The 12,461-nt window shown below is 69.8% G+C and carries 9 protein-coding genes; 1 reads left to right on the top strand and 8 read right to left on the bottom strand.

Going from position 1 to position 12,461, the window contains the following annotated elements:
- Positions 1 to 18: 18 nt before the first annotated feature.
- The 8 genes from ACWFRJ_RS02215 to ACWFRJ_RS02180 all read right to left on the bottom strand — a co-directional run bounded on the left by ACWFRJ_RS02215 (position 19) and on the right by ACWFRJ_RS02180 (position 8,905).
- Entirely contained in the window at positions 19 to 855 is an 837-nt protein-coding gene (locus ACWFRJ_RS02215) for an enoyl-CoA hydratase/isomerase family protein (protein ID WP_453524243.1), read from the bottom strand.
- Positions 856 to 929: 74 nt separating this feature from the next.
- Positions 930 to 1,682: a PIG-L deacetylase family protein gene (locus ACWFRJ_RS02210; protein ID WP_453524241.1), complete on the bottom strand. Its 753-nt coding sequence runs from the start codon at positions 1,680 to 1,682 to the stop codon at positions 930 to 932.
- A 57-nt stretch (positions 1,683 to 1,739) separates the two neighbouring features.
- Positions 1,740 to 3,074, bottom strand: coding sequence for an alpha/beta fold hydrolase (locus tag ACWFRJ_RS02205; RefSeq protein ID WP_453524239.1), 1,335 nt, complete (start codon positions 3,072 to 3,074; stop codon positions 1,740 to 1,742).
- 49 nt (positions 3,075 to 3,123) lie between these two features.
- Complete coding sequence (locus ACWFRJ_RS02200; protein ID WP_453524237.1) at positions 3,124 to 4,140, bottom strand: LacI family DNA-binding transcriptional regulator; 1,017 nt, start codon at positions 4,138 to 4,140, stop codon at positions 3,124 to 3,126.
- Between the two features lie 57 nt (positions 4,141 to 4,197).
- The gene (gene rhaS / locus ACWFRJ_RS02195) at positions 4,198 to 5,301 is read right to left on the bottom strand and encodes a rhamnose ABC transporter substrate-binding protein (RefSeq protein WP_453524235.1); all 1,104 of its coding nucleotides are present in this window, start codon (positions 5,299 to 5,301) and stop codon (positions 4,198 to 4,200) included.
- Positions 5,302 to 5,368: 67 nt separating this feature from the next.
- Positions 5,369 to 6,379: an ABC transporter permease gene (locus ACWFRJ_RS02190; RefSeq protein ID WP_453524233.1), complete on the bottom strand. Its 1,011-nt coding sequence runs from the start codon at positions 6,377 to 6,379 to the stop codon at positions 5,369 to 5,371.
- Positions 6,372 to 7,412 carry an ABC transporter permease gene (locus ACWFRJ_RS02185; protein ID WP_453524231.1) on the bottom strand — a complete coding sequence of 347 codons (1,041 nt, stop codon included), beginning with the start codon at positions 7,410 to 7,412 and terminating at the stop codon, positions 6,372 to 6,374. The genes ACWFRJ_RS02190 and ACWFRJ_RS02185 overlap by 8 nt, the downstream gene beginning before the upstream one ends.
- Positions 7,409 to 8,905: a sugar ABC transporter ATP-binding protein gene (locus tag ACWFRJ_RS02180; RefSeq protein ID WP_453524229.1), complete on the bottom strand. Its 1,497-nt coding sequence runs from the start codon at positions 8,903 to 8,905 to the stop codon at positions 7,409 to 7,411. The genes ACWFRJ_RS02185 and ACWFRJ_RS02180 overlap by 4 nt, the downstream gene beginning before the upstream one ends.
- 336 nt (positions 8,906 to 9,241) lie before the next feature.
- Here ACWFRJ_RS02180 and ACWFRJ_RS02175 point away from each other — a divergent pair, with 336 nt between their 5' ends.
- The gene (locus tag ACWFRJ_RS02175; protein ID WP_453524227.1) at positions 9,242 to 12,448 is read left to right on the top strand and encodes an alpha-L-rhamnosidase; all 3,207 of its coding nucleotides are present in this window, start codon (positions 9,242 to 9,244) and stop codon (positions 12,446 to 12,448) included.
- Positions 12,449 to 12,461: the final 13 nt, after the last annotated feature.

The following is a 12,461-nucleotide window of genomic DNA, read 5'->3' as shown; positions in this document are numbered from 1 at the left end:
AGGCAGGTCAGGGCAGGGCTACTTACCCTCGAACGTCGCCGCCCGCCGCTCCCGCTTCGCCGCGTACCCCGCACGCGAGTCCTCCGACGTCAGCGTGATCGCCGCGTTCATCGCGACCCGGTCGAGGGCGGCGTCCATCCCCGCGTCCGCGTACGCGTCGATGGCCCGTTTGATGCCCTGGACGGCCAGCGGGCCGTTCGCCGCGATCTCCGCGGCGACTTCGCGCGCCGTCTTCGTCACCTCATCGACTGGGGTGACGAGTTGGACAAGACGCAGCCGCTCGGCCGTGGCCGCGTCGATGCGGCGCCCGGTGAGCGAAAGCAGCTTGGCCCAGCCCGCGCCCGCGTCGCGCGCGATGCGCAGATCGCCGCCCGCGTCCACCGCGACGCCGATCTGCGCCTCCGGCAGCGCGAACACCGCGTCGTCGGAAGCGATCCGCACGTCCGCCATCAGCGCCAGCTCGAAACCGAAGCCCAGGCAGTATCCCTGCACGGCGGCGACGATCGGCTGCGGAAGGCCCGCGAAGGCGCGGAAACGTTCGTGGACCCAGCGCAGACCCTCGTAGTAATTTCGGGTGCGCTCCGATCCCGAACGTCCGCCGATCGCAACGCTGTCGCTCGCGGTGACGTCGATCCCGGCGCAGAACGCCCGCCCCTCGGCCCGCAGCAGCACCACTCTGATCGAGTCGTCGAAGCGGATCCGGTCGGCGAAGATGCCAAGCTGGCGCGTGGATTCCCAACTCCACGCGTTGAGCTTGCGCGGACAGCAGAGGGTGAGGACGCCGATGCCGTCCTCGATGTCGAGGCGCAGCCGTTCCTCACCCACCGGGATGTCCGTGCCGATGGTGTCGATCATCCAGGACCAGCTCCTGCCTACGCTTCTGACGGCCCGTCAGTTAGATGACGGGCCGTCAGCGTAGCGGCAGCTGCTCAGCGGCTGAAGACCTCGAAGGGCACCGCGGGCTTACCGCCGAAGCGCGGCGCGACCCGCTCCGCGTTGCCAGTGAGGAACTCGCGGCAGTACTTCTCGGGGTCCTCCTGCGTCAACACCTCGATGTACGTGCGGTGTTCGAGGAGCGAGCGCACGGAACGCTCGAGCCCGGCCGTCGCGTCCGCCGCGTGCGTGGGCGACGAGGAACCGGCGACGGCCACCCAGCGCACACCGGCCCAGGGCTCGAGCCCGTCCTCCTCGATCAGCTCGGGGAAGATCCAGCGGTTGCCCGCGTCCGCCACCGCGTCCAGGGTGGCGCGGCCGACGGCCACGTGGTCCGGGGTGTTCCAGGCGACGCCGCCCCAGGTGTCGCGGTGGTTGAGCGTGATCACGAGCTCGGGGCGGTGCCTGCGGACCGCGGCGGCGATGTCGCGGCGCAGGACCGTCCCGTACTCGATCACGCCGTCCTTGTGGTCGAGGAACTCCACCGTCGACACACCGACGACCGCCGCGCTCGCGCGCTGCTCCCGCTCGCGCAGCGGCCCGCAGGTGGCGGGGTCGAGGGTGTCGATGCCCGCCTCACCGCGGCTGGCCAGGAGATAGGCGACCTCGCGACCGCCGTCCGTCCAACCGGCGATCGCGGCCGAGCAGCCGTACTCCAGGTCGTCGGGGTGGGCGACGACGGCGAGGGCGCGCTGCCAGTCCTCGGGCATGGGTGTGAGCTGGTCGTTCACATGCGACGGCTCTGTCATGCCCGCAGCCTAGCTCCGCGGGGCCCCCAGGCGGGGTGAGCTCAGGCGGGGGTGAGCTCAGGCCTCGCCCCGGGCGAGCGCGAGAAGCCGGTCAAGGACGCGCGGCGAACCCACCCGCAGTCCGTCGTGCTCGTACTCGTCGGTGACCCAGGTCCGCAGGCCACGGATGGAGCGAGCGGTCCGCAGGGAGTGCTCGGTGTCCACGTACAGGTCGTCGTGGTAGATCGCAGCGGCGGCGGGCACCTCGTTCGCGGCGAGGCGTGCCGTGTCGTACAGGGGCGCCCAATCGGTACGTGCGGCAAAGAGTTCAGCGGTCTCGCGCAGGGGCCGCAGGGCCGGGTCGCAGTCGAACTGCCAGCGCTGGACGGCTTCCCCGGTGAAAAGGAGCGGCGCGTCCCCGGCGAGTGTCTTGCCGGGGTCGAACTGCGGGAACTCGCCGCGCAGCCGCTCGGCCGACCAGTCGGTGGGCCGCTCGCCCTGGCCGTAGATCGTCTCGTGCATCAGCGCGAAGAGCGGACGGGTAGCGAGCGACAGGTTGGCTTGTACGTCTTCCTGGAACGCGTCGGAGAGCTCGAACCCCGCCGGGGTCCGTACGAAGGCGTCCTCGATGAGGTAGTGCAGGCGGTGGCTGCCGTCCTTCGAGCCGAGCAGCATGCCGAGGGACTGGAACGCCTCGACGGTGAGGCGGTAGCCGCCGTTCAGGACCGGCTCGTGCTCGGCGAGGTGGGCGGCGATGCGGCGGGCGCGCGCGACGTCCTGGGGGTAGCGGGCGTAGTGGGCGGCGGTCTTGCGCTCCATGCGCGGGTAGGCGGCGCGGTAGACGTCGTCCGCGTGGCCGTCGAGCGCGGGCAGGCCGCCGGTGATGAGGGCGGTGTGCAGGCCTTCGGGGGCCGCCGACAGGTAGTGGGTCGCGCAGAAGCCGCCGAAGCTCTGGCCGAGGACGGTCCAAGGGGCGCCGCCTGTCAGCTCGCGGCGGATCAGCTCGCAGTCGCGGACGATGGAGTCGGCGCGGAAGTGCGCGAGGTAGTCGGCCTGTTCGCTGGGGCCGCCGCGCAGCGGAAGCGTCTGGCGCGTGGCCGGAGTGGAGCTGCCCGTTCCGCGCTGGTCGAGAAGCAGCACCCTGAAGTCCTGCAGCGCCCGGCCGAGCCACGCCTCCTTGCCCGCGAACCGGTTGGCCCCGCATCCCGGGCCGCCCTGCAGATACACCAGCCACGGCAGGTCCGCGGCGTCCCCGTGCGCGCTCGCCACGGCCTCGCGGGCGAAGACCTCGATCCGCTCCCCCGCCGGGTCGTCGTGGTCGAGGGGAACGGAGAAGCGGTGGTCGGTGAGGACGACGCCGGGCTGACGGTAGGAGGCGGTGGCGGTCAAGAGGGCTCCTGGACGTGGGCGCATACGGAACGGGACACTTCGCCCCAGTTCAGCACACCCGCCGCGGGAGCGTTCAGCGGGGCGCCAGGCTGGAGCGCCGCACCACGAGCTCCGGCTGGAGCACCACGCGCCGGTGATCGTGTTCTTCGGAGTCGGCGTCCGACTCGGACTCCTCCAGGAGGAGTTCCGCGGCCATCGCGCCCATCTTGACGGCGGGCTGACGCACCGAGGTGAGCGGGACGACGGCCGCGGCGGCGAACTCGATGTCGTCGTAGCCGACGATGGCGATGTCCTCGGGCACGCTGACCCCGGCCGCGTACATCGCCTGGAGCACCCCGAGGGCGAGCAGGTCGTTGGCGCAGAAGACGGCGGTCGGCCGCTCGGCGAGACCCAGGACGCGGGCGCCCGCGTCGCGTCCCGCGGCCACGTCGAGGCGTTCGGTGGGCAGTTCCCGCAGCGCCGACGCCGGCAGTCCGGCCTCGGCGAGGGCCTGCAGCGCTCCCTGCCTGCGGTCCTTGACCTGGTTGAGTCCGGGCGGGCCGCTCACGTACGCGATGCTGCGGTGCCCGGCGTCGACGAGATGGCGCACGGCGAGCGCTCCGCCGAGGACGTCGTCCACGGAGACGGAGCACTCGGTGGCGCCTTCGGCGACCCGGTCGACCAGGACGAACGGGATGGCGTGTCTGCGGAACGCCTCGATGTTGCGCCCCGTCGCATCGGCCGGGGTCAGCAGAACGCCACGTACCCGCTGTTCCGCGAAAAGCGACAGATATTCGGCCTCTTCGGAGGGGCTCTGCCCGCTGTTGCACATCATGACGCGGAGCCCGGCGTCGCGCGCGGCACGCTCGGCACCGCGCGCGACGTCCACGAAGAAGGGGTTGCCCATGTCGAGCACAAGGAGCGCCATGATGCGGCTCTGGCCCGCGCGCAGCTGCCGCGCCGACTCGCTGCGGACGTAGCCGAGCCGTTCGATCACGGACCGCACCCGGTGGCGGGTCTCTTCGGAGACCACGTCCGGACGGTTGATCACGTTCGACACCGTGCCCACCGACACACCGGCGTGCTTCGCCACGTCTTTGATGCCGACCATGCGTCCCCTTGTTCCTCTGCTCGTGCGGCGCCTTGTGCGGCGCCGCGTGCGATCCCCTCAGAATTTGTACTGGTCGATGTTCTTCTTGTCGAAAACGGTCGGTTCGCCGAGATCGACGACGCCCTTGTCACCGATGGTGAAGCTGCCGAGGTCGCCCGCCTCGAACTTCTCACCCTTCTTACCCGTGATCTGGCCGGACTTCAGGGCGACGGCGGCATGGGCGGCGAGCGCGCCGAGCTTGGCCGGGTCCCACAGTTCGAAGCCTTCGACGGTGCCGTTCTTCACGTACTGGCGCATGTCGTTGGGCGTGCCGAGGCCGGTGAGCTTCACCTTGCCCTTGTACTTCGATCCCGAAAGGTACTGGGCGGCCGCCTTGATGCCGACCGTCGTCGGCGAGATGATCCCCGCCAGCTTCGGGTGCTCCTGCAACAGTCCCTGGGTCTGCTGGAAGGACTGCTGGGCGTCGTCGTTGCCGTAGGCCGTCTTGACCAGCTTCATGTTCTTGTACTTGGGCTTCTTCAGCTCCTTCTTCATGTAGCCGATCCAGGTGTTCTGGTTCGTCGCGGTCTGGGCGGCGGAGAGGATCGCGATGTCACCCTTGTAGTCGAGCTGCTTGCCGAGGAGCTCCACCTGGGTGCGGCCGAGCGCCTCGGCGCTTGACTGCGACACGAAGACGTCACGGCATCCGGGGTTGGTGTCGGAGTCGTACGTGACGACCTTGATGTCGTTCTTCATGGCCTGCTTGAGGGCGGTGCACAGGGCGCCGGGGTCCTGCGCCGAGACGGCCATGGCGTCGACCTGCTGCTGGGTGAGCGTGTTGACGTAAGAGACCTGCCCGCTGGTGTCGGTGGCACTGTTGGGGCCTGTCTCCTTGTAAGAGGAACCGAGCTCCTTGAGCGCCTTCTCGCCGCCCTTGTCGGCGACGGTGAAGTACGGGTTGTTGACCTGCTTGGGCAGGAACGCGACGGTGAGGCCCTTCTTGGTGGCCGCGCCCGGGTCGGCCTTGGCGTTCGATGCCTTGCCCGCGTCGTCGTTCTTCGAGGACTCCTTGGTGGTGCCTCCGCAGGCGGTTGCGGTGAGGGCGAGCGAGGTGACGGCGGTCAGGGTCACGCAGGCGCGGGTGAGCGCGGAGCGGCGGACAGATCGGTGGGGAGAGAGCATCGTTGGTCCCTTTCGGACTTGTCGACTTGTCGGCGGTACGAGATTCAGCGGGCGGGTGCGGCGGCAGTCAGCGGGCGGGTGCGGCGGCGCGGCGGCCCGCTCTGGCGACGGCGATCTGCCGGGCCACGCGCGGCCCGAGCACGGACACCACGAGCAGCACGCCGGTGACGACGATCTGCGACTGTGCGGAGACGTTGAGCAGGCTCATCGCGTTCTGCAGGCCGCCGAGCAGGAAGACTCCGGCGATCGCGCCGCCGAGGGTCCCCTTGCCGCCGTCGAAGTCGATACCGCCGAGCAGTACGGCGGCGACGACGGACAGTTCGAGCCCGGTGGCGTTGTCGTAGCGGGCGCTCGCGTAGTGCAGGGCCCAGAAGATGCCCGTGAGCGAGGCCATGAGCCCGGTGAGGACGAACAGCCAGAGCTTGTGCCGCTTGACGCGGACGCCGGCGAACCGCGCCGCCTCCTCATTGGCGCCGATCGCGAAGAGCGAGCGGCCGAAGGGCGTGGCGTGCAGGACGACGACAGCGATCGCGAGCAGCGCGAGGAAGGGCAGGAAGGCGTACGGCAGGAAGGTGTCGCCGACCTGTCCGGCCGCGAAGTCCAGGTACTGCGAGGGGAAGTCGGTGACGGCGTCGGAGCCGAGGACGATCTGTGCGATGCCCCGGTAGGCGGCCATGGTGCCGATGGTCACGGCAAGCGAGGGCAGCCCCAGGCGGGTCACCAGGAGGCCGTTGATCAGGCCGCAGACGACTCCGAGGAGGAGCACGATCGGAATGATCGTCTCGATGGCCATGCCCGCGTTCCAAAGAGCGCCCATCACCGCTCCGGAGAGCCCCGCCGTCGAGGCCACCGACAGATCGATCTCTCCGGAGACGACCAGAAGCGTCATCGGGAGGGCGATGAGCGCGATGGGCAGCGTGTTGCCGATGAGGAACGACAGGTTGAGGGCGTTCCCGAAACCGTCGACAAAGGAGAACGACATCAGGAGGAGGACGACAAGGAGTGCGCCGACAACGGTGTCCCAGCGGACGGCGCGCGTCAGCGTCAGCCGATTCGTGAGCCGGTTGGAGTCAGCCATGGCGGGCGTTCCTCTTCTTCAGGGCCTTGGCGACGCGCAGGGCGACGACCCGGTCGACGGCGATGGCCAGGACAAGCAGTACGCCGTTGATGGCGAGCACCCATACGGAGCTGACGCCGAGCGCGGGAAGCACGCTGTTGATGGACGTGAGCAGCAGGGCGCCGAGCGCCGCACCGTAGACGCTGCCGGAGCCGCCGGTGAAGACGACGCCGCCGACCACGACGGCGCTGACGACGGTGAGTTCATAGCCGTTGCCGGTGGCGGAGTCGACGTTGCCGAAGCGGGCCAGGTAGAGCGCACCGGCGAGTCCGGCGAGCGCTCCGCACGCGGTGTAGGCGGCGAGGATGCGCTTGCGTACGGGGATGCCCGCGAGGCGCGCGGCCTCGGGGTTGGAGCCGAGGGCGTAGAGCTCGCGTCCGCCGCCGAAGTGCCGCAGGTAGTACGCGACCGCGATCAGGACGGCGAGCGCGATAAGGGCCAGATACGGCACGGCCGAGATCCCGCCGGAGCCGAAGTCGACGAAGCCGTCCGGCAGGTCGGACGCGGTGATCTGCCGGGAGCCCACCCAGATCGAGTCGATGCCCCGGATGATGTAGAGGGTGCCGAGCGTCACGACGAGCGCGGGCACCTGGCCGAAGCTGACGAGCGCCCCGTTGAGCAGCCCGCAGCCGACGCCGAGCGCGACCGCGAGGAGGATCGCGACCGTCCCGTTGCCGCCGCCCTGGAGGTAGTTGCCCGCGGCGAAGGCGCTGATTCCGAGCGTCGAGCCGACCGACAGGTCGACGTTGCGGGTGATGACGACCAGGGCCTGTCCCGTCGCGACGAGGACCAGGATGGTCGCGTTCAGGAGCAGGTCCTTGATGCCCTGCTCGGACAGGAACTCGCTGTTGCCCGCCTGGGTGATGCCGATCATCACCAGGAAGACAAGGAGGATGGCCAGTTCGCGCATCTTGAAGACGCGGTCGACCAGGCGCGTGCCCGCGGCCTTCTCGGGGTCGACGGCGGGTGCCGGGCTCTGTGTGGTCACGCTCATGCCGTCCTCCCTGTGGCGGCCGCCATCACGGATTCCTCGGTCGCCCGCGCGCGCGGGATCTCGGCGGTGAGCCGCCCTTCGTGCATGACGAGGACCCGGTCGGCCATGCCGAGGATCTCGGGCAGGTCGGAGGAGATCATCAGGACCGCGACCCCCTCGGCGGCGAGTTCGGAGAGCAGGCGGTGCACTTCGGCCTTGGTGCCGACGTCGATGCCTCGGGTGGGTTCGTCCACGATCAGCACCTGGGGCTTGGTGGCCAGCCACTTGGCGAGGACGACTTTCTGCTGGTTTCCGCCGGACAGGGTGCCGACGGCGTCGGCGATCCGCGCGTACTTCACCTGGAGCCGCACCGCCCAGTCGAGCGAGCGGCTGCGTTCGGCGCCGCGGTCCATGAGGCCCGCCCGCACCGTCGTACGCAGCCCGGTGAGCCCGATGTTGCGCTCGATGGACATGTCCATCACCAGGCCCTGCGCGCGGCGGTCCTCGGGGACGAGCGCGAGCCCGGCGGCCATGGCGGTACTGGGGGCGCCGTTGATCAGCGCCTTCCCCTGCACCTCGACGGTTCCGGCATCCCATCGGTCGACGCCGAACACGGCCCGCGCGACCTCGCTGCGACCGGCGCCGACGAGCCCCGCGAGCCCGACGATCTCGCCGCGCCGCACGTCGAACGACACATCGGTGAAGACGCCCTCACGGGTCAGCCTGCGGACGCTGAGCGCGACTTCGCCGACCTCTGTGTCCTGCTTCGGGTAGAGCTCGTCGAGATCGCGGCCCACCATGCGGCGTACGAGATCGTCCTCGGCGAGGCCCTCGATCGGCTCGCTCGCGATCAGGCCGCCGTCCCGCAGCGTGGTGACGCGCTGGCACAGCTCGAAGATCTCCTCGAGGCGGTGCGAGATGAAAAGCACTGCGACGCCCTGTTCGCGCAGGGTGCGCACGACGCCGAAGAGGCGGGCCACTTCGCTGCCGGTGAGCGCCGCGGTCGGTTCGTCCATGATCAGGACCCGGGCGTCGAAGGAGAGCGCCTTGGCGATCTCGACGATCTGCTGGTCGGCGATGGAGAGCCCACGTGCGGGCTGTTCGGGGTCTAGGTCCACGGCCAGGCGCTTGAAGAGCTCGTCGGCCGCCGCGTGTACGGCCTTGTGGTCGACGCGGCCCAACGAGCGGCGGGGCTGGCGCCCCATGAAGATGTTCTCCGCGACGGAGAGGTCGGGGAAGAGCGTCGGCTCCTGGTAGATGACGGCGACGCCCGCGTCCCTGGCGTCGCCGGGGCCGTGGAAGACGACCGGGGACCCGTCGAGCGACAGCTCCCCCGTGTCCGGCCGGTGGACCCCGGCAAGGGTCTTGATGAGGGTGGATTTCCCTGCGCCGTTCTCGCCCGCGAGGGCGTGCGCCTCACCGGCGTACAGCTCCAGGGAGACATCGTGCAGGGCGCGCACGGCCCCGAAGGACTTGCTCAGGCCCTGCACGGCAAGGACGGGGGGCTCTCTCATAGGTAGCACCGATCGGTCACGAAGGGCATGCGGCTCTGGCATGGGGAATCAGGTGTCGGGCGTACGGCGTCCGACGCGCTGGGCGTCGGGTGCCTGATGCGGTGCCGGGCGTCATGGGGAGTCACTCGCCGGACACATGGCGTGAAAGGTTTCAATCAATTTCCAGGGAAGCTAAACCCGCACCAACTCCGGCGTCAATGGTCGTGACTTGAAAATCCTGTCGTCACTCCATGGGCCAAGGGTGAAGCACTCAAGGCCCCTTGACAGGAGTCGGCAGGCTCCCTAGCTTCGCCTCTCGTGAAACGATTCATCGTCGAGTCGTTACGGAGTCGAGTTGTGATCAGCAGAAGACGACTGCTCAGCACCACCGCCACGGCCGCCCTGGGAACGGCCATGGCCGCCGGAGCCGTTTCCCCCGCACAAGCCGCACAAGCCGCCCCCTCCGCCGGGGGCCGCGCCCTACGCGTGACCAGACCGACCGTCGAGTACGTGAGAAACCCGCTCGGGCTCGACATGCCGCGCCCCAGGCTGAGTTGGCCCCTGACGTCCGACAAGGACGGCCAGGCGCAGACGGCCTACCAGGTGCGCGTCGCCACCTCACCGGGCCGCCTCACCGAGCCCGACGTCTGGGACAGCGGCAAGGTCGCGTCCAGCGACTCCGCCCTGGTCCCGTACGCGGGCCCCGACCTCAAGTCCCGTACGCGCTACTACTGGTCGGTCCGGGTCTGGGACGCCTCGGGCAAGGCCTCCGCGTGGAGTGAGCCCTCCTGGTGGGAGACCGGGCTCTCCTCGTCGAAGGACTGGTCGGCACAGTGGATCGGCGCACCCGCGTCCCTGGTGGGCGCGCCCGCCCTGGACGACGCCTCGTGGATCTGGTTCCCCGAGGGAGACCCCGCGACAAGCGCCCCTGCGGCGACCCGTTGGTTCCGGGGTCGCGTCGATGTCCCCGAAGGGGTCACTCGCGCGCGGGTGGTCATGACGGCCGACGACGGCTACACCGCGTACGTGAACGGCGCGCAGGTGGCACACACCGAAGCGGACAGCGCCGCCGACAACTGGCGCCGCCCCGTGGTCGTCGACGTGACCGACCGGCTGCGCCCCGGCGCAGCGGTCGTCGCCGTCTCCGCCACCAATGCCACGGCCGGGCCCGCAGGTCTGCTCGGCGTGCTGGAACTGACGACCGCCGACGGCGTACGGACCCTCACCACCGACGACACGTGGAAGACGACCGACAAGGAGCCTTCGGGCGACTGGCAGTCGGCGGCGTACGACGACGGCTCCTGGTCGGCGTCCAAGGTCCTCGCCGCCTGGGGCGGGGGCCCCTGGGGCAAAGTCGCCGCCAACCACTGTCCCGCCGCCCAGCTGCGCCACGAGTTCCGTCTGCGGGCGGGCAAGAAGGTCGCGCGGGCCCGGCTGTACTCCACTGCCCTCGGCCTCTACGACGCGTGGCTCAACGGCGAGCGCGTCGGCGACGACCGTCTGGCGCCCGGCTGGACCGACTACAACAAGCGGGTCCAGTACCAGACGTACGACGTGACCAAGCAGCTCAAGTCCGGCGCCAACGCGCTCGGCGTGAGCGTCGCGGTCGGTTGGTACGCGGGGAACGTCGGCATGTTCGGTCCGCATCAGTACGGCGATCGACCGGCGTTCCTGGGCCAGCTGGAGGTCACGTACACCGACGGCTCGACCGAGCGTGTGCTCTCCGGCACCGACTGGCGCGCCGCCACCGGTCCGGTGACCGCCGCCGACCTGCTTTCGGGCGAGGACTACGACGCCCGACTGGAGACCGCGGGCTGGACGCGCGCCGGGTTCGACGACTCGGACTGGATCGCGGCGGACTCCGTCGACAATGTCAAGGCCGCTGTCGTGGCCCAGATCGACGGGCACACGCGCGTGGAGAGCGAGATATCCGCCCGGAAGGTGAGTGAGCCCAAACCCGGCGTGTTCGTCTTCGACCTCGGTCAGAACATGGTCGGCGCGGTCCGTCTCAACGTCTCCGGAAAGGCAGGCACGAAGGTCAAGCTGCGCCACGCGGAGGTCCTCAACCCGGACGGCACGATCTACACCACCAACCTGCGGACCGCGGGCGCCACCGACACCTACACGCTCAAGGGCGGCGGCAAGGAGACGTACGAGCCGCGGTTCACCTTCCACGGCTTCCGCTACGTCGAGGTGACGGGCTTCCCGGGCAAACCACCGCTCGACGCGGTGGTGGGCCGCGTGATCCACACGTCGGCGCCGTTCACCATGGATTTCAAGACGGACGTCCCCATGCTCAACCAGCTACACAGCAACATCACATGGGGCCAGCGCGGCAACTTCCTCTCCATCCCCACCGACACCCCCGCGCGCGACGAGCGGCTCGGCTGGACCGGCGACATCAACGTCTTCGCGCCGACCGCCGCCTACACGATGGAGTCGGCGCGCTTCCTCACCAAGTGGCTCGACGACCTGCGCGACGGACAGCCCGACGACGGCGCCTTCCCCGACGTGGCCCCGTTCGTCGGCACGGTGGGCAAGGGCGTGGCCGGCTGGGGCGACGCCGGAGTGACCGTCCCCTGGGCGCTGTACCAGGCGTACGGGGACAAGCGCGTCCTGGAACAGTCCTGGTCGTCGATGCTCAAGTGGCTCGACTATCTGGAGAAGCACAGCAGCGGATACCTGCGCCCCGCCGAGGGCTATGGGGACTGGCTCAACATCCAGGACGAGACCCCCAAGGACGTCATCGGCACGGCCTACTTCGCGCACAGCGCCGACCTGGTCGCACAGACCGCCGCAGCGCTCGGCAAGGACCCGGCCCCGTACAAGAAGCTCTTCGGCAGTGTCCGGGACGCCTTCCGTGCGGCGTACGTGACCGGCGGCGGCCGGGTGAAGGGCGACACGCAGACCGCGTACGTCCTTGCCCTGTCCATGGACCTGCTCACGGACGGCGACCGCGCACCGGCGGCCGCCCGCCTGGTGGAGCTCATCAAGTCCAAGGAGTGGCACCTGTCGACGGGCTTCCTGGGAACCCCGCGCCTGCTGCCCGTCCTCACCGCCACCGGTCACACGGACGTGGCCTATCGCCTCCTCGTCCAGAAGTCCTTCCCCAGCTGGGGCTACCAGATCGACAAGGGCGCCACGACGATGTGGGAGCGCTGGGACTCCATCAAGCCTGACGGCAGTTTCCAGGACGCCGGTATGAACTCCTTCAACCACTACGCGTACGGCTCGGTGGGCGAGTGGATGTACGCGAACATCGCGGGCATCGCACCGGCCGACCCGGGCTTCCGCAAGATCCTCGTCCGCCCGCGCCCCGGCGGCGGCGTGACCGAGGCGACGAGCAGCTTCGACGCGCTCTACGGTCCGGTCACGACCCACTGGAAGACGGACTCCGACGGGTTCCGTCTCACTCTCACCCTGCCCGCCAACACCACCGCGGAGGTGTGGATCCCCGCCGACAAACGCACGCAAGTGACCCACGAAGCGGCGGAGTTCCTGCGGATGGAGGACGGCTGCGCCGTCTTCGCCGCCGCCTCCGGCACCCACCGCTTCTCCAACTGACCCACCTCGACCG

It is taken from the genome of Streptomyces sp. NPDC055239, from assembly GCF_053606205.1.
The sequence above is the reverse complement of the archived record's forward strand: the minus strand, read 5'-3'. Positions and strand labels throughout refer to the sequence as shown.

What these genes read in the sequence shown, in the direction of transcription:
- rhaS (WP_453524235.1), bottom strand. Translation starts at nt 5,301, where the DNA reads ATGCTCTCTCCCCACCGATCTGTCCGCCGCTCCGCGCTCACCCGCGCC.
- ACWFRJ_RS02190 (WP_453524233.1), bottom strand. Translation starts at nt 6,379, where the DNA reads ATGGCTGACTCCAACCGGCTCACGAATCGGCTGACGCTGACGCGCGCC.
- ACWFRJ_RS02200 (WP_453524237.1), bottom strand. Translation starts at nt 4,140, where the DNA reads ATGGTCGGCATCAAAGACGTGGCGAAGCACGCCGGTGTGTCGGTGGGC.
- ACWFRJ_RS02205 (WP_453524239.1), bottom strand. Translation starts at nt 3,074, where the DNA reads ATGCGCCCACGTCCAGGAGCCCTCTTGACCGCCACCGCCTCCTACCGT.
- ACWFRJ_RS02185 (WP_453524231.1), bottom strand. Translation starts at nt 7,412, where the DNA reads ATGAGCGTGACCACACAGAGCCCGGCACCCGCCGTCGACCCCGAGAAG.
- ACWFRJ_RS02215 (WP_453524243.1), bottom strand. Translation starts at nt 855, where the DNA reads ATGATCGACACCATCGGCACGGACATCCCGGTGGGTGAGGAACGGCTG.
- ACWFRJ_RS02210 (WP_453524241.1), bottom strand. Translation starts at nt 1,682, where the DNA reads ATGACAGAGCCGTCGCATGTGAACGACCAGCTCACACCCATGCCCGAG.
- ACWFRJ_RS02180 (WP_453524229.1), bottom strand. Translation starts at nt 8,905, where the DNA reads ATGAGAGAGCCCCCCGTCCTTGCCGTGCAGGGCCTGAGCAAGTCCTTC.